Source organism: Dokdonia sp. Hel_I_63, from assembly GCF_007827285.1.
Lineage (GTDB): Bacteria > Bacteroidota > Bacteroidia > Flavobacteriales > Flavobacteriaceae > Dokdonia.
Map to the genome: position 1 here is coordinate 1,183,228 of NZ_VISD01000001.1, position 23,879 is coordinate 1,207,106.

18 protein-coding genes and 2 tRNA genes are annotated in these 23,879 nt (G+C 37.8%); 15 read left to right on the forward strand and 5 right to left on the reverse strand.

All coding sequences use genetic code 11. The features are described 5' to 3' along the window. Positions 1-64: 64 nt before the first annotated feature. Genes JM84_RS05255 through JM84_RS05265 form a run of 3 tightly spaced genes read left to right on the forward strand, consistent with a single transcriptional unit; the run spans position 65 to position 4,142 of the window. Positions 65-2,221 carry a carboxy terminal-processing peptidase gene (locus JM84_RS05255; RefSeq protein ID WP_144783083.1) on the forward strand — a complete coding sequence of 719 codons (2,157 nt, stop codon included), beginning with the start codon at positions 65-67 and terminating at the stop codon, positions 2,219-2,221. A 3-nt stretch (positions 2,222-2,224) separates the two neighbouring features. Further along, positions 2,225-3,325, forward strand: coding sequence for an ABC transporter permease (locus JM84_RS05260; protein ID WP_144783085.1), 1,101 nt, complete (start codon positions 2,225-2,227; stop codon positions 3,323-3,325). Between the two features lie 7 nt (positions 3,326-3,332). Further along, the gene (locus JM84_RS05265; RefSeq protein WP_144783087.1) at positions 3,333-4,142 is read left to right on the forward strand and encodes a DNA/RNA non-specific endonuclease; all 810 of its coding nucleotides are present in this window, start codon (positions 3,333-3,335) and stop codon (positions 4,140-4,142) included. A 71-nt stretch (positions 4,143-4,213) separates the two neighbouring features. Here JM84_RS05265 and JM84_RS05270 read toward each other — a convergent pair whose 3' ends face one another. Then, a complete protein-coding gene (locus JM84_RS05270; protein ID WP_013750093.1) occupies positions 4,214-5,356 on the reverse strand; it encodes an acyl-CoA dehydrogenase in 1,143 nt (380 codons plus the stop codon). Between the two features lie 82 nt (positions 5,357-5,438). On the opposite strand from JM84_RS05270, the gene JM84_RS05275 reads away from it, so the two are divergent. The 12 genes from JM84_RS05275 (at position 5,439) to JM84_RS05330 (ending at position 18,424) form a co-directional block, all read left to right on the forward strand. Continuing rightward, complete coding sequence (locus JM84_RS05275; protein WP_144783089.1) at positions 5,439-6,521, forward strand: anhydro-N-acetylmuramic acid kinase; 1,083 nt, start codon at positions 5,439-5,441, stop codon at positions 6,519-6,521. 65 nt (positions 6,522-6,586) lie between these two features. Then, the gene (locus JM84_RS05280; RefSeq protein WP_144783091.1) at positions 6,587-7,819 is read left to right on the forward strand and encodes a Glu/Leu/Phe/Val dehydrogenase dimerization domain-containing protein; all 1,233 of its coding nucleotides are present in this window, start codon (positions 6,587-6,589) and stop codon (positions 7,817-7,819) included. A 24-nt stretch (positions 7,820-7,843) separates the two neighbouring features. Continuing rightward, positions 7,844-9,247 carry a sodium:proton antiporter NhaD gene (nhaD, locus tag JM84_RS05285; protein WP_013750090.1) on the forward strand — a complete coding sequence of 468 codons (1,404 nt, stop codon included), beginning with the start codon at positions 7,844-7,846 and terminating at the stop codon, positions 9,245-9,247. A 59-nt stretch (positions 9,248-9,306) separates the two neighbouring features. After that, positions 9,307-10,011: a MotA/TolQ/ExbB proton channel family protein gene (locus tag JM84_RS05290; RefSeq protein ID WP_013750089.1), complete on the forward strand. Its 705-nt coding sequence runs from the start codon at positions 9,307-9,309 to the stop codon at positions 10,009-10,011. 1 nt (position 10,012) lies between these two features. After that, positions 10,013-10,405 carry an ExbD/TolR family protein gene (locus JM84_RS05295; protein WP_013750088.1) on the forward strand — a complete coding sequence of 131 codons (393 nt, stop codon included), beginning with the start codon at positions 10,013-10,015 and terminating at the stop codon, positions 10,403-10,405. A gap of 66 nt (positions 10,406-10,471) precedes the next feature. Further along, positions 10,472-11,305, forward strand: a complete 834-nt coding sequence (locus tag JM84_RS05300; protein WP_013750087.1) for a hypothetical protein — start codon at positions 10,472-10,474, stop codon at positions 11,303-11,305. Positions 11,306-11,409: 104 nt separating this feature from the next. After that, positions 11,410-12,627, forward strand: coding sequence for a bifunctional folylpolyglutamate synthase/dihydrofolate synthase (locus JM84_RS05305; protein ID WP_013750086.1), 1,218 nt, complete (start codon positions 11,410-11,412; stop codon positions 12,625-12,627). A gap of 109 nt (positions 12,628-12,736) precedes the next feature. Continuing rightward, positions 12,737-12,811, forward strand: a tRNA-Val gene (locus JM84_RS05310). A 38-nt stretch (positions 12,812-12,849) separates the two neighbouring features. After that, positions 12,850-12,924: transfer RNA gene (locus JM84_RS05315), tRNA-Val, on the forward strand. A gap of 131 nt (positions 12,925-13,055) precedes the next feature. After that, a complete protein-coding gene (locus tag JM84_RS05320; RefSeq protein WP_144783093.1) occupies positions 13,056-13,592 on the forward strand; it encodes a hypothetical protein in 537 nt (178 codons plus the stop codon). A 259-nt stretch (positions 13,593-13,851) separates the two neighbouring features. Next, the gene (locus JM84_RS05325) at positions 13,852-14,742 is read left to right on the forward strand and encodes an ABC transporter ATP-binding protein (RefSeq protein ID WP_144783095.1); all 891 of its coding nucleotides are present in this window, start codon (positions 13,852-13,854) and stop codon (positions 14,740-14,742) included. Between the two features lies 1 nt (position 14,743). Beyond that, complete coding sequence (locus JM84_RS05330; protein ID WP_144783097.1) at positions 14,744-18,424, forward strand: ABC transporter permease/M1 family aminopeptidase; 3,681 nt, start codon at positions 14,744-14,746, stop codon at positions 18,422-18,424. A gap of 98 nt (positions 18,425-18,522) precedes the next feature. Here JM84_RS05330 and JM84_RS05335 read toward each other — a convergent pair whose 3' ends face one another. Genes JM84_RS05335 through JM84_RS05350 form a run of 4 tightly spaced genes read right to left on the reverse strand, consistent with a single transcriptional unit; the run spans position 18,523 to position 23,666 of the window. Further along, on the reverse strand, positions 18,523-19,926 hold the full coding sequence (locus JM84_RS05335; protein WP_013750082.1) for a TolC family protein: 1,404 nt from the start codon (positions 19,924-19,926) through the stop codon (positions 18,523-18,525). After that, positions 19,923-21,278, reverse strand: coding sequence for an HlyD family secretion protein (locus JM84_RS05340; protein WP_013750081.1), 1,356 nt, complete (start codon positions 21,276-21,278; stop codon positions 19,923-19,925). Before JM84_RS05340 ends, JM84_RS05335 begins: the two co-directional genes overlap by 4 nt. A 7-nt stretch (positions 21,279-21,285) precedes the next feature. After that, positions 21,286-22,944, reverse strand: coding sequence for a peptidase domain-containing ABC transporter (locus JM84_RS05345; RefSeq protein WP_013750080.1), 1,659 nt, complete (start codon positions 22,942-22,944; stop codon positions 21,286-21,288). 53 nt (positions 22,945-22,997) lie between these two features. Continuing rightward, positions 22,998-23,666, reverse strand: coding sequence for a TetR/AcrR family transcriptional regulator (locus tag JM84_RS05350; RefSeq protein WP_013750079.1), 669 nt, complete (start codon positions 23,664-23,666; stop codon positions 22,998-23,000). Positions 23,667-23,879: the final 213 nt, after the last annotated feature.

Consider the following 23,879-nt stretch of genomic DNA (forward strand, 5'->3'; position numbering starts at 1 on the left):
GGTTAATCTTATCGTGGCACAATTTTTAATGTACATTGCTAGTTACATGCAAATAAAAGATTTTATGAAAAGGAATTTAAAATTAATCGCAGTAGTTCTCCTCTTCTCGGTAGCGAGTTGCAGTTTTACTACAAAGTCATTTGATGATCCAGATAAGGATAAGACATTACTTGATCTTATTTCTTATTTACTTGAGAGAGGTCATTATGATGCAAAAGATATTAATGACGAATTCTCTGCAGCGGTATTTGATGATTACATAGATGCATTAGATCCATATCGCCGTTTCTTTTACAAGAAAGATATTGAAGAATTTGAGAAGTATAAGGATAAAATAGATGATGCTATTAGAGATAAGGACTTGACGTTCTTTGATCTTACTTACTCACGTCTTATGGAGCGTACAAAGGAAGCAAATGAGATTCAAGCTGACTTGCTAGAAAAGCCATTTGACTTTACCGAAGATGAAATCTTAGATACAGATTATGAAAAGCAACCTTTTGCAAAAAATAAGAAAGAGCTTAAAAATCGCTGGAGACAGCAATTAAAACTCAATGCATTGAGTTCTTATTTTGATAAAAAGGAGGAGCAGGAAAAAACACCAGAAGAAGGTGAAGAGGTTGTAAATACAGATGAACCTAAGGAAATTCTTAGCGATGAAGCATTAGAGCTTAAGGCTAGAAATGAAGTAAAGGATAATACAAAAGAGTTTTTTGAATTTACAGATGAACTAGAGCGTCAAGATTACTTTGCTATTTTCTTGAATGCGGTAGTGGAGGAATTTGATCCTCACACATATTACTTTGCTCCAGTAGCAAAAGATCGTTTTGATACTCAGATGAGTGGTCAGTTTCAAGGAATAGGTGCGAGACTTCAAAAGAAAAACGGAGAGATAAAAATTACAGATGTTATTTCTGGAGGTCCAGCATGGAGAGGTGATGAGCTGCGCGAAGGTGATGTTATTATGAAAGTGCGCCAAGAAGACGAGAAAGATGCCATTAGCATTGTTGGGATGCGTTTACAGGATGCAATAGAATATATCAAGGGCCCAAAAGGAACCAAGGTTATTCTTACCGTAAAAACAAAGCTAGATGGAAGCACTCAGAATATTACTATAGAAAGAGACATTGTTGAGCTTGAAGAAACCTATGCAAAATCTGCCGAGGTAGAAAAAGATGGTAAAAAGTATGGAATTGTAAATCTTCCTAAGTTTTACTTTACGATGGACGATTATAAAGAAAAGAACGCTGCAAGTGATGTAAAGAGAGAGATAGAACGCCTTAAAGAACAGGGGATGGAAGGTCTAGTTATTGATCTTAGAAATAATGGTGGAGGTTCTCTTAAAACAGTGGTGGATATTGCTGGATTATTTATTAAAGATGGACCTATTGTACAGGTAGCTTCTAACGGTGATGAACCAGAAGTACTTGAGGATGCAGATTCTTCTATCTTATGGGATGGACCACTTGTGATTCTTGTAAATGAAATATCTGCTTCTGCAAGTGAAATTCTCGCAGCAGCAATGCAAGATTATAAACGAGCAATCATCATAGGAGGTAAACAAACATACGGTAAGGGAACTGTGCAAAATGTCGCAGACCTTAATCAGTACTTACGCAAAAACCCTTATGGAGATCTTGGAGCTCTTAAGTTGACTACGCAGAAATTCTACCGTGTAAATGGTGGGTCTACTCAGCTAGAAGGAGTGAAGAGTGATGTAGTGGTTCCGGATCGTTTTAAGTATATCGACATAGGAGAGCGTGATCAAGAAAACCCACTTCCTTGGGATAAAATTAAAGCGGCAAATTATGACGTTTGGGATGGTTATGTAGATTTTGATGAAACTATCGAAAATAGTGTGCAACGTATGTCTAAAAGCGAGCATTTACAACTAGTAGATGATTATGCTAAGTGGATTAAAGATCGTAGAGATGATCAACAATGGTCACTTAATTATGAAAAGTATAAAGAGCGTCTTGCGCAAAGTGAGGAGTTTGCAAAGAAATTTGATGCGATAGATGATTATGATACGAAGTTGTCATACAAGTCACTTCCTTATGAGCAGAAACTTTTTGAAAGCGATACTATTTTAAAGGAAAAGCGTGATCGCTGGCACAAGAATTTAGCCAAAGATGCTTATGTAGAAGAGGCATTAAATGTGCTTAAGGATCTTAAAATAAATAACATAAGAAAAGATAAACTTGCTGCGATAAAAGATTAATTCATGTCGCAAAGAGCAAATTCTTTAACAGGCTTAGCGCTCCAAAAATTCAAAAAGAATTTTTGGGGCGTTTTGAGTTTACTATATATTGTGTTATGTGGTCTTGCAGCATTGTTTGCCTATGTAATTGCACCAGATAGTAGTGAGAACGCAAATCAAATGCACCTCTCTATTCACTCTCAAGGCCCAGGGTTTGCGGTGGATATACTCACTATACCCGCTCAGGTTGATGCGAGTCAAAGTTTCTTTTCAAAATGGTTTTCTGGCAGTAAGAATGCGAGTACAGAAATTCCCGTCACTTCGTATACTATTTCAGAAAGTAGTATTACTTACACCCAGTATGTAGGCGATGGTGTAGAGGGAATGCCTAAAACGCTGGAGATAGATGGTGTTGAGGATTATAACGCTTTCGCGAAAGCGAATATTTCCTCACGTACATTTTTGTTAGGTACAGATAAGTATGGTCGGGACTTACTAAGTCGTATGCTTATAGGTGCGCGCATTTCCTTCTCTATAGGATTTGTTGCTGTATTTATTTCGCTTATCATAGGCTTACTTATGGGGTCGCTTGCGGGATATTTTGGAGGAAAAATTGACGCTGCAATCATGTGGGTGATTAATGTGACTTGGTCTATACCTACATTATTACTTGTGATTGCTATAACTCTAGCTCTGGGAAAAGGATACTGGCAGGTGTTTATTGCAGTAGGTTTAACCATGTGGGTTGAGGTCGCTCGTGTAGTGCGAGGCCAGGTGATGGGAGTAAAACAAATGCAATATGTAACCGCAGCAAGAGCGCTAGGTTATACAGACGGACGAATCATCATCAAACATATATTACCTAATGTAATTGCGCCACTTATTGTAATATCTGCAGCAAATTTTGCGGGAGCCATCTTAATAGAAAGCGGTTTGAGCTTTCTGGGAATTGGTGCTCAACCGCCAACGCCTAGCTGGGGAGCGATGATTAAAGACCACTATAGCTACATCATTCTTGGGAAACCTTATCTTGCGCTCATTCCTGGTGTAGCAATCATGCTACTCGTTATGGCTTTTATGCTCGTGGGGAATGCGTTGAGAGATGCGCTAGATGTGAAAAGTTAATTTATACATGAAAAGAAAATACACCTATCCATTACTAGTACTATTATTTACACTAGGATGGTACATATTTGAAAATTATGCTCATCAAGCTATTGATGCACCAGTTGTAGAGCAAGGAAAACAGCCTAAGTCTACTACAAATACTTATTTCCTTCCTACATCAACTACGGGTCAGATTGTGCATCATGATTATTACTCCCTTAGTTATAGTGAGAAAGATGAACAAGCAGAGTGGGTGGCTTATGAACTTAAAAAAGAGCACATCGTAAATGCCGATTTTAAACGCCCATACTTTGAAGTAGACCCTAAGGTAGGGACAAAGTCTGCTCACTGGCGTAATTATAAGAAATCTGGCTATGATAGAGGGCATCTTTGCCCAGCAGGGGATAGAGAATTTAGCAAGGCGGCTTATGACGAGACGTTTTTGACAAGTAATATTAGTCCGCAGCGACATGATTTTAATGCTGGTATATGGAACGAACTAGAACAGCAGGTGCGCTATTGGGCAAAAAAGTATGATGGTGTATATGTGGTAACAGGAGGTGTTCTCAAAGATAAAATGGGAGCAATAGGTACAGAAGGAGTAACTGTCCCAGAATCATTTTATAAAATTATCTATGACCAATCAGGAGGTGATGTAAAAATGATTGCTTTTTTAATGAATCACTCGGCATCAAAGAAGTCATTAAAAACATTTGTAACCTCTGTAGATCAGATTGAGAAACTTACGGGTATTGATTTCTTTCCTGAGCTAGAGGATGGAGTAGAAGATAGGCTTGAAGCGAGTACAAGCACTAATGGCTGGAAGCTTAGATAGTAAAGTGATATTATATAAAATAAAAAATGCGGCAATTGCCGCATTTTTTTGTTGATCTATATTGGAAGATTTTATCCTTTGATAACTCCTCTTGAGATTACGATTTTTTGGATCTCACTTGTTCCTTCGTAAATCTGAGTAATCTTAGCATCACGCATAAGGCGCTCTACATGGTATTCTTTTACAAATCCGTTACCACCGTGTATTTGCACAGCTTCTACAGATTGTTCCATCGCTACTTTTGAAGCATAAAGCTTAGCCATTGCACTCGACATATCGTAGTTATTTCCTTGGTCTTTATCCCATGCTGCTTTCATTACTAGATGACGTGCAGCTTCAATCTCCACATACATATCTGCTAGTTTAAAAGCGATTGCTTGGTGATTGCAGATTTCTGTACCAAAGGCTTTACGTTCCTTAGAGTATTTAAGAGCAAGCTCATATGCTCCAGATGCAATACCTAATGCTTGTGCGGCAATACCGATACGTCCACCAGAAAGAGTTTTCATCGCAAACTTGAATCCAAAACCATCTTCTCCTATTCTATTTTCTTTAGGAACTTTCACGTCGTTAAACTGTAGTGTGTGTGTATCACTACCGCGTATTCCTAATTTATCTTCTTTAGGTCCTACCTCAAAACCTTCCATGCCTTTCTCTACGATAAAAGCATTGATTCCGCGGTGACCTTTTTCTCTATCGGTTTGTGCAATAACTAAATATACATCAGAACGACCACCATTTGTAATCCAGTTTTTTGTACCGTTAATTACGTAGTGATCTCCTTTATCTATTGCTGTAGTTGCTTGTGATGTTGCATCAGATCCAGCTTCTGGCTCAGAAAGGCAAAAAGCACCCACCATCTCACCAGTAGCAAGTTTAGTTAAGTATTTTTGTTTTTGCTCTTCACTTCCGTAAGCTTCAAGACCGTAACAAACTAAAGAGTTGTTTACAGAAACTATAACAGAGGCAGAGGCGTCAATTTTAGATAATTCTTCCATAACAAGTACGTAAGAAGTAGCATCCATACCAGCTCCACCATACTTAGGATCTGTCATAATACCCATAAAACCTAAGTCACCCATTTTTTTAACGAGTTCATCAGGAAACTGCTGGATGTTATCACGTTCAATAACGCCAGGAAGTAATTCTGTACGGGCAAAATCGCGAGCCGCATCGCGTATCATTATGTGTTCTTCTGTTAAGCTAAAATCCATCGTGTTTGAATTATTAAGAATTATCTAAAAAATCTACACAAAGATACTTGTTTCTTGCCTTTTTCTCAATAGATTTAGACCAATGGGACAAAAAAACTATAACGTTATAGGAGTGATGAGCGGCACAAGCTTAGATGGTATTGATTGTGCCTATGCAAAAATTGGTGTTTCTCCATCAAAAGATAACTCGATATATCCATTGTTTACCAGTGACATTATTGTTGCAGAAACCATTTCTTATCCTAAAAAGTGGAAAGATATACTTTCTACGGCTCATTTGCTTAGTAGAGAAGACCTAGACGCTCTTAATAAAGATTATACAGCTTATCTAGCCCACGTAATTAAAGATTTTATAAAAAATAACAAACTTGTGGATGTTGATGTAGTCTGTTCTCATGGACACACCGTGCTCCATCAGCCGGATCAGGGAGTTACTTTGCAAATAGGAAATCTACCAGAAATTGCCTCTTTAGTTAACCACCGCGTGGTTTGTGATTTTAGGGTGCAAGATGTAGCAATGGGTGGTCAGGGAGCTCCATTGGTGCCTATTGGTGATCAGCTCTTATTTGGTAATTATGATTATTGCCTAAATCTTGGTGGATTTGCAAATGTTTCTAAAGATGAAAATGGTGTGAGAATTGCGTATGATATCTCTCCTGTAAACGTAGTGCTCAATAAATATGCACAGGAATTAGGTAAGGAGTATGATGATGGTGGCGCTTTCGCGAAAACAGGAACTGTACACCAACCTCTCCTTGATAAACTAAATGATATTTTGTTTTATAAGCTTCCAGCTCCCAAATCTCTTGGGATAGAATGGGTGCACACGCATATATTTCCACTTATAGATGCCGCTCAAACTTCATCTATTGACGTGTTGGCCACGTTTACCGAGCATATTGCTATTCAGCTTGCGGCGCAGTTTAAAGAAGGAGCTACTGTACTTGTTACCGGTGGAGGTGCTTATAATACGTATTTATTGGAACGTGTCCGCTTTCGCGAAAGCGTAAAGCTCGTTGTGCCAGACGCAAAGTTGGTTGAATTTAAAGAAGCGCTTATTTTTGGATTGTTAGGAGTGTTAAAACTTGAAAACCTCCCGAACTGTCTAGCGAGCGTGACGGGTGCAAGGCAGGATCACGCCAGCGGAATGTTATATGAATCTTAAATTATTAACACTTCTTCTACAAGGTGTTTCTAAATTGTATATTTGGGCTTACCTAATCAGAAAGTATGAGAGCTCTTTTACAGCGTTATGAAGATAAATTACCAGAAATAGTTTTCCATTGGAATGACCCAGAAACAGAAGCAGAAGGCTGGGTTGTAATCAATTCATTACGTGGCGGTGCTGCAGGTGGAGGAACACGTATGCGTACGGGTCTGGATATGAATGAAGTATTGTCACTTGCCAAAACAATGGAAGTGAAGTTTACCGTCTCGGGACCTGCTATAGGTGGAGCAAAATCTGGAATCAATTTTGATCCTAAAGATCCACGTAAAAAAGGAGTTTTAGAGCGCTGGTATAAAGCAGTGTCACCATTATTGAAAAGTTATTACGGTACGGGAGGCGATCTTAATGTAGATGAAATACATGAAGTAATCCCAATCACCGAAGAAAGTGGAGTGTGGCATCCTCAAGAAGGAGTCTTTACAGGTCACTTCCAGCCTACAGAGGCAGATAAAATTAACCGCATCGGGCAACTACGTCAAGGTGTGATAAAAGTGATTGAAAATCCAGTGTATTCTCCAGACGTAACACGTAAGTATACGGTTGCAGATATGATTACTGGATATGGAGTTGCAGAGGCCGTACGTCATTATTATGAGATTTATGGTGGTGATGTAAAAGGAAAAAGAGCGGTTGTACAAGGTTTTGGAAACGTAGGAGCAGCAGCAGCTTATTACCTTGCTCAAATGGGAGCAAAGGTGGTAGGAATCATCGATATAGTAGGAGGCTTTATCAACAAAGACGGTTTCTCTTTTGAGGAAATACGTGATATGTACCTAAATAAAACTGGCAATACACTAAATGCAAACTCAGAAGGATTAATCCCTTTTGGAGAGATGAATGAGCAAATATGGAATCTTGAGACCGAGATTTTTGCTCCATGTGCAGCTTCTAGACTTATTACAGAAGATCAAATCAATAATATGATAGGTACTGGACTTGAGGTGATTTCTTGCGGTGCAAATGTGCCATTTGCAGATAAAGAAATTTTCTTTGGCCCTATAATGGAGCACACAGATGCAAAAGTGAGTTTAATACCAGATTTTATATCAAACTGTGGTATGGCTCGTGTATTTGCATACTTTATGGAGCGTCGTGTACAAATGACGGACGATGCAATCTTTAACGATACGTCTCAAACCATCAGAAACGCTATCGAAAATACCTTTAGCAACAATAGCAGCAAACAAAATATTAGCAAAACTGCTTTTGAGATTGCGCTAAAAGAATTACTTTAATATTTACAATTAACCAGACAACTTATGGAATCAGTAATTATTCTCATTTTTATTATTGGGTATCTTTCTATAACCCTTGAACATCCTCTTAAACTAGACAAAACGGTACCTGCTTTAATTATGGCATCGCTTATATGGGCTTTCCTAGCGGTAGGTTTCCATTTGGGCTGGTTTGACGTAATTGATACGTATGAAAATGCATATAGCATTTTCCCTAATGGAACCGCCCTCACGGGAGATGCACTGCACGAAGCAGAGCATGGTTTTGATAACACGCTTTTACACCACTTAGGTAAAACGGCAGAGATACTTATCTTCCTTATTGGGGCGATGACTATTGTTGAGATTATAGATCTACACCGTGGTTTTGAGGTGCTTAAGGGCGCTGTACGCACCAAGAGTAAGAAAAAACTATTATGGATTATAGGGATACTAGCATTCATACTTTCTGCTATTATTGATAACCTTACTGCAACCATTGTACTTATTACATTATTACGTAAGCTTATTGTAAATAGAGAGCAGCGTTTATGGTTTGCAGCAATGGTGGTAATCGCAGCAAATGCCGGTGGTGCATGGTCTCCTATTGGAGATGTTACAACGACAATGCTTTGGATTGCTGATAATGTTACTGCAATGGGACTAGTGAAGTATGTAATAGTACCTTCTGTAATTTGTTTTGTACTTCCATTTATAATTGCTTCTTATTTGCCAGCATTTAAAGGCGAGATTATTGTGGACACCACAGAAGACGAAGAAGCAGGTAGACTACTTAGTAGTAAGACCATGCTGTTCTTAGGTCTAGGTATGATTGTATCTGTACCTATTTTTAAAACTATAACACACCTTCCTCCTTATATGGGAATGATGCTTGCACTAGGAGTAGTGTGGTTAGTATCAGAATATATTCACCCAGAAGAAGATTTTACAAAAGAACGTAAGCATTTATACAGTGCTCATAAAGCATTATCTCGTATTGAGATTTCAAGTATCCTATTTTTCTTAGGAATCTTAATGGCTGTTGCTGGACTTGAAAGTCTAGTATACGGAGTTTCAGAATCTGGAGATCCAGTGGGAACTTTACGTTACGTAGCCGAAATCTTAAACGGAGCAGTACCTAATCAAGATGTGGTAGTAGTACTTCTTGGTATATTATCTGCAATTATTGATAATGTTCCTTTAGTAGCGGCATCAATGGGTATGTATGAAGCGCCTACAGATAGTTTATTATGGCACTTTATCGCATATTCTGCTGGAACAGGTGGAAGTATGCTTATTATAGGATCTGCAGCTGGTGTTGCAGCAATGGGAATGGAGCGTATCGATTTTATCTGGTACCTTAAGAAAATAACATGGTTAGCATTTATTGGATTTGCAGCAGGTGCAATTGCTTTTGTTCTTCTTACGGGAGGAACAATGGGATCTTAATCTCGTACAATTTAATATCATAACCATCGTTTCATATTAAAGTCACAACGACCTAATTTATGATTTATACCTTATTACAAGACGGCGCTCAAGATGCAGCAGACGTTCTTACAACAGATGAGCCTGTAGAGCAGACTTTATCAATAATAGACTTGCTTATCACAGGTGGTACAGCAGGAATCATCATAATAGCAGTACTTTTTGTACTGCTATTTGTTGCTATTTATATTTATTTTGAACGCCTATTTGCAATCAAAGCAGCGTCTAAAGTTGATAGCAACTTTATGAATCAAATACGCGATAATGTCCAATCTGGGAATATAGAAGGAGCAAAAATATATTGCGCTCAGGCAAATTCTCCAGTTTCAAGACTTACGGCAAAAGGAATCTCACGTATAGGTAGCCCTCTAGAGGATATCAATACAGCCATAGAGAATCAGGGTAAACTTGAGGTGTATAAGCTAGAACGCAATGTAAGTGTACTTGCTACAATAGCAGGAGCTGCACCTATGATTGGATTTTTAGGAACTGTAATTGGGATGGTGCTTGCCTTTCATACACTAGCTACTAGCTCAGGACAAGCAGAAATGGGAACACTAGCCGAAGGTATCTATACGGCAATGACCACAACCGTAGCGGGTCTTATCGTAGGTATTATTGCTTATATGGGTTACAACCACTTAGTAGTGCGCACAGATAAAGTAGTGCACTCTATGGAAGCAAATGCTGTAGATTTCTTAGATCTTCTAAACGAGCCAAGCTAGTATGAACCTACGCGGAAGAAATAAAGTGAGTCCAGAGTTTAGTATGAGTAGTATGACAGATATTGTCTTTCTATTACTTGTGTTCTTTCTCTTAACATCACCTGCCATTACGCCAGACGCTCTAGACCTAATTTTGCCTAAAGCAAAAGGGAAAACCAGTAATAAACAGAACCTCTCTGTAAGTATTACAAAAGACTTAGATTACTACGTTAATAAAGAACGTGTAAGTGAAAATAGTATTGAAGGGTTTATTACAAGCCAACTTGTAGGAGTAGAAGATCCTACCATTATTTTAAGAGCAGAGGAGGGAGTTCCTATCGAGAATGCAGTTAAGATAATGGATATTGCAAACCGCAATAAATACAAAATTGTCCTTGCGGTACGTCCTAATTAATTAGTTCATATTTCTTTTTTATACGCTTTCGCGAAAGCTTAATTTTTAATTTTTTCTATTCATCAATTGGCATTCTTAGATACCATACATAAACGTAAATCCTTTACCATAAGCACTATTGTGATGGCTATCATACTATTGCTCATGTTTGTAGTGGGGATGAAATACCTCGATCCACCTGAAGAAGGAGGAATTGCTGTAAACTTTGGTACGTCCGATGTAGGTTCTGGTAATGTGCAACCTACAAAACCGGTGGCTTCAGCACCTAAAAATACGGCTCCACAGCCTAAGCCTACAGTGCAAGAGCCAGAGATAAAGGATGAGGTAGTAACTCAAGATATTGAAGATGCTCCCGTTATAGAAGAAAAGCCAAAAGAGAAGCCTACGCCTAAGGTTGAAAAGCCAAAAGAAAAGCCTATTGAAAAACCAGTAGAGGAGGCAAAGCCAGATCCAAAACCAGATAAATCTACTACGAGTGCTTTAGATGCATTAATTAATGGGCCAAAAAGCGACGGAGCTTCACAAGCAGGAGAAGGTGATGATGGCAAAGCGGGCGATAAAGGTGATCCTAATGGCGACCCTAATGCCTCAAGTTACTACGGAACCGGAAAGGGGCTTGATGGAGATGGTAATTACCAACTAGGAGGTCGTAAAGCACTTGGGAAGCCTAAGCGCCAGCAAGAGTGTAACGAAGCAGGTACTGTAGTTGTAAGTATCGAGGTAGATCGTAATGGAAAAGTTATTAAAGCAACTCCTGGAGTACGTGGAACTACTAATAATACTCGCTGTCTTCTTGAGCCAGCAAAAGCCGCAGCGCTAGCAACAAAGTTCAATGCAGACTCCGGAGCGCCGTCTAAGCAAATAGGAAAAATAGTATATCGTTTTAGTCTCTCAGACTAATAGGTTTACTCATTAATGGAGTGATTTATATAACTCTCAGTTTTTCACGTTAATTACCTAGGTAATATCTACCTATCTTTACATACACTTAAAAGCGACCCACTATCACTTACCAAGAAACTTTAGATTGGCTATTTGCTCAATTACCAATGTATCAACGCAAAGGAGCAGCTGCTTATAAAGCAGATTTAGATAATATTAAATTATTATCAGAATACCTCGGCAATCCACACACTCAGTTTAAAGCGGTACATGTAGCGGGAACTAATGGTAAAGGTTCTACAAGTCATATGATGGCGTCTGTGTTGCAAGAAGCTGGATACACTGTAGGTTTATATACGTCTCCACATCTCAAAGACTTTAGAGAGCGTATCAAGATTAATGGAGAGATGGCAAGTAAGCAATTTGTCATGGGGTTTGTAAAAAAGCACAAAGCCTTTTTTGAGGAGCACCAACTGTCATTTTTTGAGATGACGGTAGGAATGGCTTTCGCTTATTTCGCAACCAAAAAAGTAGATATTGCTATTATTGAAGTAGGTCTAGGAGGTAGACTAGATGCTACTAATATTATAACGCCTGTATTGTCTGTTATTACTAATATAGGTATTGATCACACTCAATTTCTAGGAGATACATTACCACGTATTGCCGCCGAAAAAGCAGGAATTATAAAAGAAAATGTGCCAGTAGTGATAGGAGAGTATCATGAGGAGACAGAAGATGTTTTTAGTACGCTTTCGCAAAAGCGTAACGCAACACTATACAAAGCTTATGATTTTGATTTAATGCCTATGCAATCAGATTTGATAGGTTCATACCAGAAACACAATATTAGAACCGTTCAAGTAGCATTTTCAGTATTGCAAGGCGCAGATTTCCATGTGGGAATACAGCACATTGCAAAAGGACTTAAAAATGTAGTTAAGAATACAGGACTTCTAGGTCGATGGCAAATACTACAAGAATTGCCAAGGGTGATTTGTGATACGGGGCACAATAAAGAGGGGCTGACTTATGTCATTGAGCAGCTAAGTAAGGAGAAATATAAAAAATTACATATTGTATTGGGTGTAGTATCTGATAAGGATCTTGGGAGCATTTTGCCTCTTTTTCCAAGTTATGCAACTTATTATTTTTGTAAACCAGATGTGCCGAGAGGAATGGAGGTGCAATTGTTAAGAAAAACTGCAGAGACTCACCGATTGAATGGAAAAGCGTATCCTAATGTAAAAGAAGCTTTTAGTGCTGCAAAAAAGACAGCTGGCGCAAGTGATCTTATATTTATAGGCGGTAGTACTTTTGTGGTAGCAGAAATTATTTAATTTTTCTTCAAAAAGATTTCAAACTATTAAACTTTAATTCTATATTTGCACCCGCAATAAGAGAAAGGCAGTAGTCAAGATTTTATTGTTACCTGATTATAAAATATCGGGGCGCATAGCTCAGTTGGTTCAGAGCACTTGGTTTACACCCAAGGGGTCGGGGGTTCGAATCCCTCTGCGCCCACAAACAAGAAGCGACACTCTTGTATAAAAAAAATAGTCGGGCGCATAGCTCAGTTGGTTCAGAGCACTTGGTTTACACCCAAGGGGTCGGGGGTTCGAATCCCTCTGCGCCCACAAAGGCTTCCAGAAATGGGAGCCTTTTTTGGTTTGTATGAGTTTCTACATCTACATATTATTTTCTTCTAGTCTCAATCGATATTATATTGGTTCGACAAATCATAAAGAAATTATTTAGAAATTGTAAAATGATTTTAACTGACGGGAATATTGATAGCAAGAAGATTGATAAACTTATAGGTAAAGCACTTAAGTTTAATTGGAAGAACCGCAGGGTAGTAGGTGGTGTTGGAATGTTTCTCAGTTCTTTTGAGAATAAAACGAGTAGTTCAGAAAAATTGAAAGTTAACTCTAAATGCAATTTAGAAATTAGAGGTAAAGGGCTGCTACTTCACTCAAATTTTTCAGGAAAACGGTCATTAGTGCCGATTGTCAAATCAGATATTATAGAGATAAAGTTAATACGAGGTGAAGAGAAGATTAATCCAATTCCTTTCTCTCCCATGTGGATTTTATTAAAGCTTGGTTTTTCAGTATTACAATCACGCTATTTGGGGCTGACAAAACAACAGTATTCTATAGATCCAATGGAGATGAGTTTAAAAACTGATAGTTATGAAATGGTCTTTAATGCAAATGGATTTTTATTAGAAAGACAAGAAGCTTTTTTAGAATGTTTAGACTTAGGCGCAAGATTGGCTATCATAAAAGGTTTTTCCAACTAAGGTTCGTATGCTATTTATTGCTAATGCTTTTTGAGCAATATGAAACTCATATCCTCTTTGAATTACATTGGTTTAGCAAATGATGTAGATGAACGTCTCAAAAGGCATTCTTTTATAAAATTAAATTAAAGGGCGAGCTTTTCTCAAAGCTATGTGCACTCAAATAGGCTGTCTTTAGCTATTTCTTCTTTATTTATATAATTACTTGTAACAAACGCTATATAAGTCATACCTATGCTACAACTAAAAAGCAACAGGTATGATTCTCAGTTTAAAGAATGTTTCAAAAACATATAGCAATGGTGTAAAAGCCTTAGATGATGTAACTATAGATATTAAGGCAGGAATGTTTGGACTTTTAGGGCCTAACGGTGCAGGAAAATCATCTCTTATGAGAACCATAGCCACGCTTCAAGAACCAGATACAGGAAGCATAGAGTTTAATGGACTTGATATTCTTAACAATAAAATTGAGTTTAGAAAAACCTTGGGCTATTTACCACAAGAATTTGGGGTGTACCCAAAAATGAGCGCAAGCGACCTCTTACATTATTTTGCAAGTTTGAAGGGGATTACAAATAAAGCAGAGCGCAACGCAATTGTAGATAAAGCACTTGAGGTTACAAACCTTAGTGATGTGCGGGATAAGCACGTTGCTGGCTACTCTGGAGGAATGAAGCAACGTTTTGGTATTGCACAACTCTTACTTAATAATCCTAAACTTATTATTGTAGATGAGCCTACTGCTGGTTTAGATCCTGCAGAGAGACACCGGTTTTTAAATGTATTACGTGAGATAGGGACTAATCACATTGTTATTTTCTCTACGCATATTGTGGATGATGTTAAGGAACTATGTACTGATATGGCAATTCTCAATGGAGGAAGAATCTTATCGCAAAGTACACCAAAAGAGCTTGTGCAAAGTCTATCTGGTCATATCTGGAAGATAAGTGCTTCTAGAGATAAAATAGATGAGCTACAAAAGCAGTACAATGTGATTTCATCGAGCTTTAATGATACCAATGATTTAGATGTGAGAGTCTATAGTACAACCTCGCCAAGAGAAGGTTTTGAATCTGCTGTAGCAACTCTAGAGGACGTATATTTTACTACGTTAAATCAGAACCAACCTGAAAACGTACAGTAATATGTTCAGCACAATATATCTACACGAAATAAGAACGTGGTTTAAGAAGCCACTTTTTTACATTTTTGCAGCAATCATGTTTTTACTAGGTGTCTTGATTATGGCAGCTGGGTTAGGCGTGTTTAGTAGTGATAATGTCACTGTAACTAGCAATGTATATCTTAATAGTCCGCTGGCAATAACGGGTATTTTATCCCAGCTGGCATTGCTATCTTATTTGTTAATTCCATCAATTACTGGAGGAACTATAGATAGAGATTTTAAAAATAATATGCATAATGTATTGTATTCTTATCCCCTTACAAAGGTGCAGTACCTTCTAGCAAAATTCTCTGCAGCAATAACGGTAAATCTTTGTATTGCCGCTGCGACTATTTTAGGGTTATTGATAGGTTCTATATTGCCTGGAACAAATGAAGAACTTTTGGGGCCTTTTGGATTATGGAACTATATACAGCCATTTGCGTTCATAATTTTCCCTAACGTACTTTTTTATAGTGCTATAGTTTTTGCTATTGTGGTGTTCACACGTAACATGAATATAGGTTTCATGGCCATACTCACCATGATTATCATACAGCTTATCGCTACAAGCATGGCTGATAATGCAGATGACAAATTTTGGTTCTCATTATTAGACCCTATGGCAAATGTGGCACTGGCAAATGCGACAGAGTACTGGACTCCTATTGAACAAAATAATCGTTCTATACCTATGGTGGGAGCATTGCTGTATAACCGTTTATTATGGGCACTCATTTCATTTGCAATTTTATTTGGGATTATTGCACGCTTTAATTTTTCTCAACATGCAATGACCATTCGTCTTTTCAAGAAAAAGACGGTAAGAGCAACTAAGAAAAACTTTAGTGAAGTAAGAAACATTGAAATGCCAGCAGTATCTACAGATTTCTCTCTTGTTGGGCAATTAAAAACCCTATGGCTATTGGTAAAAAGTGATACTAAATATATAATTACAGGCTGGCCGTTTATTATTATCAGTTTTCTAGCCATTGTACTTACCATTGTAATGATGAGTTTTTCTCAGCTCATTTTTAACACGGCTATACTACCAAAAACGTGGACCATGCTTGCAGAGCCATCTGCATACATTATCATATTTTCATTTTTACTTATTCATCTGTATGCTGGATTCTTGATGGATCGCTCTAGGGCAGCTCATCTCAACCAGATAGTCGATGTAACGCCTACAAAAGACTGGGTATTTCTAGTGTCAAAAGGGATATCGCTATTTCTTATGACAGGCTTTTTACAAGTAGTACTTATTCTTTGTGGTCTAGCATTTCAAACGGCAAATGGCTTTTATGATTACCAGATAGACCTTTATGTATTTCAAGCTTTTTTTATCAATATCTGGAAGTATATTCCGTGGATTTTGATGGCGCTTTTCGTGCATACATTGATTAAAAATAAATGGCTTGGCCTAGTAACTTTATTAGTGCTTGCTGTCGCGATTCCGTTATTGCAAAATGCAATTGGAGTAGAGCAAGCTATTTATGATTTCAATTCGGGTGGTACACCTAGCCCTTCAGATTTTGATGGTTATGGTACGGTGTTACCTCGTTTTTATACGTTTAGAGTGTATTGGATTTCATTTGGCGTTATTCTTTTAATGGCAGCTATCTTATTCTACAGACGCGGTGTGGGGACCAATGTAAAAGGTCGTATCGCTTTCGCGAAAGCGAGATTATCTACACCCATCATAGCAACAGCAGCAGTTTCTCTAGTGATATTTTTAGGGATAGGTAGTTACTCTTGGTACGTCAATAATGTAGAGAATGAATTACTCACAGGAAAAGAACGTGAAGAACTACGTGTGCAAGCCGAAAGAGATTTAGGAAAGTATGCAGGAATACCACAACCTAGGCTTATTGCAGTAAATACGTTTATGGATATGTATCCAAAAACGAGAGATTTTAAAGCAGGAGCGACCTTTACAATGGTTAATAAGGATAGTGTAGCCATAGATACTTTACATGTGAACCTCACAGATTATCCTACAGAAATCACGCTAGATAGAGATGCAGAAGTGGTTTATGATAATGAAGACTACAACTATAAAATGTATGCTTTTAGTAAGCCTATGAAGCCTGGAGATACTTTAGTGTTTAAGTTTACCATGCATAATGAGGAGAACAAATTTCTAGATGATAAATCGCCTATTTCTACTAATGGAACCTTTGTCAACTATGGCATGTTTCCTTCTATAGGTTACAATGATAATTTTGAATTAAGAAACACACAACTACGTGAAAAGTATGATCTTGCACCTAAGGACCGCTTACCAGATCCAGATGCTCCTGGAGCAAGAGATCGTAGTTATATAGGAGGTTATAGTGACTGGATAGACTTTGAGGCTACGTTGAGTACTTCCCCAAAGCAAATAGCGATTGCGCCTGGATACCTTATAAAGGAGTGGGAAGAGGATGGAAGAAAGTATTTTCATTACAAAATGGATTCAAAAATGCTCAATTTCTATTCTTTCTTAAGTGCAGAATATGAAGTGATGCGAGAAGAATACCAAGGAATTAATCTAGAGATTTATTACAATCCTGGTCATACGTATAACCTTGATCGTATGATGAATGGTATGAAAAAGGGTCTCGCTTATTATAACGAGAATTATACACCTTACCAGCATAAGCAAGTTCGAATTATAGAGTTTCCTAAGGCTTATGGAAGCTTTGCACAGGCCTTTGCAAACACAATCCCTTTTAGCGAAGGGGTAGGTTTTGTAGCAGATGTAGATGATGATGATCAAGATGCAGTAGATTATCCGCTGGCAATAACTGCTCATGAGCTAGCACACCAGTGGTGGGCTCACCAAGTAATAGGAGCACAGGCTAAAGGAGCAACATTACTGTCAGAAAGTATGTCTGAGTATAGTTCGCTCAAGGTGCTTGAGAAAACCTATGGTAAAAACCAGATGCGTCGTTTCTTAAAAGACGCGATGGATGGATATCTTACTGGTAGAACTGGCGAGCAGATTAAGGAGCAGCCGTTAATGTATAATGAGAACCAACAGTATATTCATTATCAGAAGGGATCATTAGTATTATATGCTATGAGTGATTACTTAGGAGAAGATGTCTTTAACGGTGTGGCAAAACGCTTTGCCGAGAAATATCAATTTAAAGGACGTCCTTATCCAGTAGCTACAGAGTTTGTGGCAGATATAAAAGCGGTAACACCAGACTCGCTTAAATATCTAGTTACAGATATGTTTGAGACCATCACGCTTTATGATAACAAAGTAGAAGATGCCACTTATACAGAATTGCCAGATGGTAGTTATGCTGTACATATAGATGCGATTATAAGTAAGTATCGTTCAAAAAAGAAGGGTAAAAAAGAATATAAGTCCATCACAGGCGATAGTCTTTCATTTACTCCAGAAGGTGAGGAGGATGCCATTGCATCCTTACCACTAGCAGATTATATTGAGCTAGGGGTTTTTGGCGAAGAGGATAAGGAAACAGGAGCAGAGAATGTACTGTATCTAAAGAAAGTGAAAGTGAGCGACATCAACAATGGTTTTGATGTGATAGTTGATGAGAAACCAGTAGAAGCTGGAATAGATCCTTTTAATAAATTGATAGACCGTCGTGGTAGTGATAACCGTAAGAAAGTAAAAGAAAGCGGTAGCGACAAGAAAGAATAACTTCTGATGATTTTTAAAAGTAAAAGCCGTAATTCTTATATAGAATTACGGCTTTTTTATGCTTAATAATAAGTTGCTATCGCAATGTCATGATGGATTTATAGCCCTGCCGCATTATACAACTTTGCCTTTGCCGTAAGTTCCTTTACAGAAAGGGCATTTGCTTTAAGTCTTGCGTCTATTAACTTTTGCTCGCGGGAATTAATGAGGAATAGTGAACTTTCTCCTAGAAAAAATTTACGCTCCTCAGCTTTTACAAGGGCTTCATAATCTACCACAATCTCAGTGATGAGGTTATTTTGTTCTAAAAGGGATGTAATCTCTGCCTCTGTGGCGTCAAGCTTGTTTTTGATAGCCAGGGAAGTTGCTGTACGTTCAAACTCGGCGTCTTGAACTTTAAGCTTAGCGAGATTTAGATCTCCGCGTTCCTTACGCAAGAAAATAGGAAAGCTCACATCTACAAAAGCCTTGTAATTTGCCGTATTAAAACCATCTAAGCGATCTGCATCTGGTGATAGAAAATTGTATTGCAAGTTTACCTTAGGAAGCAACTTGTTTTTCTTTAAAAATCGATCTACTTCTAAGCCATCAATTTTTGCGTCTAGACTTTTAAGCTTAGGGTGATTATTTAAAAAAACCGAGGTATCTGTGATTCCTACTAATAATAGAGAGGCGTCCAGTACTGCAAGTTCAGGTTTTTCTGGATACACCGTTTCTTGTATTTCTAATGGAATACCATCTATCCATAAAAAATTACTCGCAACTAGGCGTGCCTTTTGAGCCTTAAGCGAGGCAGCTTCTAGATCAAGACGTCTTGTTTGAGCAGTGATTCTAGCTTCTGTAATGTCTATGGCCGCTTTGTCACCTTCTGCTACGCTTCTTGTTACGGCGTCTAGTCTGGTGGTGGCATTCTCTAAAAAAGTACCGTAAATAGCTTTTTCATTTTCTGCTTCTACCCAGTCAAAATAAGCCAAGCTCGCCTCATAAATTAAGTTGTTTACGAGTAAGTCACGATCTGCAATGGTTTGCTGTTCAAAAAAGCGTGCTTTCTTTAACGTAGCCATACGTTCATTAATAAGTAGCCCTTGTGCTAGTGCAAAGGAAACTCCGGCGCTATATAATCCATCTTCGGGAACTGTAAGATTAGGATTGAGAAACTCACCTGTGTTTTCTTCAAAACTTCCTTTTAGCTCAATTCCGTACCATGTAGGGATTTTAAAAGTAGCGTTAAGCTGATCAAAATATTCGGTGTCTTTAAACTTTTTACGGTCATAGTCTACCTCAATTTTGGGATCAAAACCTCCTCTTGCTTTGAGCAGATTTGCTTCTCCTGTGCTTAACACTAATTCGGCTTGCTTGATTAATGGATGATGTTGCTTTACATACCCTAAGTATTCCTCAAAAGAAATACTTTGTGGAGAAAGTACAGGTGTTTGAGCTAGTCCCGCTTTCGCGAAAGCGTAACACAACACAAGTACTGTATATTTTATAAGTAACCTCATTTTTTCTCTTTTCTAGGCGTTAAAGTACCTTCTGGCAAATAGTAATCTGGTGGAAACCCGTTAAGCTGTCTCCATAACTCGTACCAGATAGGAACATCTTGTAGTAAGGCGATAGTTTGTGCTCCAGAGCCTACGCGTACATTTTTTGGCCAATCCTCTGCTTCTTTATCTGGTGCAATAAGTACTCTAAATTTTCCATTTGTACTTATGAATGTTTCGACAGCAACTACGGTTCCTCCATAGGTCCCGAAAGAGGCATCTGGCCATCCACTAAAAACGATTGCCGGCCACCCGTCAAACTGAACACGTATTTTTTCCCCAGCATGTATAAGCGGTAAGTCTATAGGTCTCACAAAAGTCTCCACGGCGAGGTCATAGTCTGCAGGCATAATGCCTACTAGTTGCTCTCCTTCTTTAAAAGTCTCACCTATACCTGATTTAATAGCTTTATTTATAAATCCATTTTGAGGAGCTGTAATATACTGCAGTGCACTACGCATCTCGTAGTTGGTACTTGCATTCGCTAGTTTACTCACTTGCGCTTCTGTATCATATTGCGCACTGGATGCGCTAAACTTATCACTTTGCGCTTTGCTTATTTTTTCAGCATATTCCGCACTAGTTCTCGATATATCAATAGAAGCATTAAGAACATTGTTCTTGCTCGCTAGTAATTTATTGTTTTGAGAAATAAGCTTAGCCTCTGTCTCTTGTAGTTTAAGTCTCTTGTCTTCTACATCTGCTGTAGATTTTAAACCTTCTGCCTCTAGCGTAGCAGTACGTTCATATTGTTTTAAAGCAATATCTCGATTAGTAGTCGCCGCAACAAGATCAATACTATCGCTTTGTACTTTAAAACGAGCTTGCTTTAATTTGTTTTCTGCTTGTTCTAGTTTTAGTGCACGTTCACGTTGTAAAGCGCCTAATTGATTTTCAAGAGCTACTACCTTAGATTTATAAGAACCAACAGCATTACTTTTTGCATCGCGTTGTTGTCTCGTACGTTCTGCAAGGAGAGGATCTTGATACTCATTCTTGATTTCAGAAATGCGCAAAATAGTATCTCCTTTTGCTACATAGTCGCCTTCTAGTACGTACCACTGTTCTACACGTCCAGGAATAGGAGATTGTATAGTTTGCGGTCTTTGATCTGGAGTTAATGTAGTGACATAACCTTTGCCATTAACGTTTTGAGTCCATGGTAAAAAGAGTACAATTACACCTATGATAGCAAAGGCTAGTAAGAATCTATTGAAGTATTTATAGTGCCTTGTCTTGTGCGCCTTAGCAAAAGCCGAATAGCCACCTACATCTATCTTCTTATTAAGTTGATTGTTTGATATATTAAGCATCGCTTTATTATGATTTTAAAATGATATTACCTTCTTCGAGTTCTATATGTTGATTACACATAGCTCTCCAGTCTTTGTTATTACTTGCGACTATAAGTGCCCACGGTCTCTCTGGACTAGCGAGATAAGCCATGATCTCTCGAGCTTGAGTTTCTTCAAAATGCTCGAGTGCGTCTTTAAGTAATAGTACCTTAGGTTCATGAACAAATGATCTTGCTAAAAGTATTCGTTTTGAGATTGTGTGCGGTATTTTTTGCCCTTCTGGAAACAATTTCGTTTGTAATCCATTAGGTTGTGTGCGCACAAATTCTTGTAAGCCTACTATTCTAATAACCTCATTGACCCTAGCCGATGACACTTCTGGGTTACCAAAACTAATATTCTCTAAAATGCTCCCCTCAAAAGGATTTTGTTCTGGGAGTACCTGGCCTATCTTAGAGCGATAAGCATTTGGTCGCATCCCTTTAAAAGAGAAATTATTAACATAGATACCTCCAGAAGATGGTTGTATAACACCTGATAGTAATTTTAATAAAGTAGTTTTTCCAGATCCAGATAAGCCTGTTATTAAAATGCGATCACTAGTTTTTAAATTCAAGGTAATATTATTAAGTATAGTACCGGTTTCTGGAGTGCTATAGCTCACACTATCCATGTAGATATCCATATCCTCATTAATTTCAAAAGGGTCTGTACCTTCTTGTGGCTCTAGTTTTTTATCAACCACTTGCCCTATTTTTTCCAGGGAAGTAAGTACATCATAAAAACTTTCTAATCCGGAAATAAGCTTCTCGACAGAACTTATGACTAATAAGATGATGATCTCAGCCGCTACAAACTGTCCTATATTCATTTGCTGATTAAGAACTAAGAGTCCACCTATAACAAGAAGCCCTGCTGTAACGAGTACCTTAAAACCTATCATCTGTATAAACTGTAACATCAATACTCTAAAGTGACCTTCACGGGCCTCTAGATATGATTGTGTGAGCTTATTATTACGATTCATCGCGAGTGAAGTACGTCCAGAAAGCTTAAAGCTTATAAGTGATCGTGCTATTTCTTGTAACCAGTGTGCTACTTTATATTTACTCTTAGACTCTGCAAGACTAGTTTCAAGACCCTTTTTTGCTGTAAACTTGAATACCAAGTACACGAGTATTACGAGTAGAAAACCATATATGATGAAAAATGGGTGGTAAAAAGAAAGCAATATTAACCCAAAGAGTATTTGTAGTATAGCCGCAGGAAAGTCTAATAAAATTTTTGATAATCCTTTTTGAACCGTAAGCGTATCAAAAAAACGATTTGCCAGCTCTGGCGGATAATAATTGTCTAGTTCGCTCATTTTTAATTTAGGGAAGCGATAAGCAAACTCAAAAGAAGAACGGGTAAATATTTTCTGCTGTATGTTTTCAAGGATACGTACTTGCATTAATTGCAAGATCCCTTGAAAGGCTACTCCTAGCGTTACTAGAATAACGAGTACAATCCAAGAAGTACTCACTTGAGCACCTTGAATGAGGTTAATAATAGCTTGGATACCTAGTGGTAATGTAAGCGCTACAAGTCCGGCGAAAATTGCGTAAAATAAAATTTGTTTGATATCTCGTCTATCTAGTTCGAGCATATTTACAAATCGTTGCCAAGGTGTCATTTCTTTCATTGAAAAACGGTGTTTTTCATCTCCATAACAGAGATTTTTGTTTAAATAATATCTTAGTTAATGGCTTTAAAAACCATATCGGTATAAAACTTTTCTATTGTGTTCTGCCCTTCCTCTACATTTGTAAGAGCAGGAAGATGTTTAGAGAAATAACGTTGATGGTGTGCTCCTTCTATGACCGTTGAGATAAGCATATGAGGAAACGCATAATTTGGGTTAATCTCAAGAACAATATCACTTATGCGTTGCACTACACGTTTATATGTTTTGTAAAATCCTTTTGCATTTTCTTTATCTACATCTTTTGTGTGATATGCTTTAGCACTCTCGGAAATGATTATACGATGTAAGAGTATTTCATTTACATATGAGACCGAATTGTCCTGTGTGACATTTTTGGTAATGAGTGCAAGAGCATTTTTAAGCTTTATATCTGGGTCTGGAACGTTTGTGGTAGAGAATACAAGTTTATATTCTACCCAGCTCCAGTACCAGCTAGTAAGATAAACTAGCAAGGTGTGTTTACTATCAAAATATCTATAAATTGAACTTTCATTTGAGTTAATTGCAATACCCAGTTTTTTAAATGTAAACTTTTCAAAGCCTAGCTCATCAATCATTTCTATACTCTTGCACACAATATTTCTACCAAGCTCTGTTGTCTCGGGATTACGTGTATACAACGCTGGATCAATAGTAATCTGTATATGAAGTTGTTCCATTTTACAAAGATATGATAGTAATACTATTATAATAAAAAGTTTAACTATTTATTGTGAAAATATGACTATCAGATGTACATATTTTTTTTAACGGCATTTATGTTTTAAAAGAGAGCGCCTTCGCGAAAGCTAAACATCAATATATACTAGGTAGCGATGAGAAGTATGTTGCTACTCTCTTCTCACTAAATTTATTATACAAAGCTCTGCGCT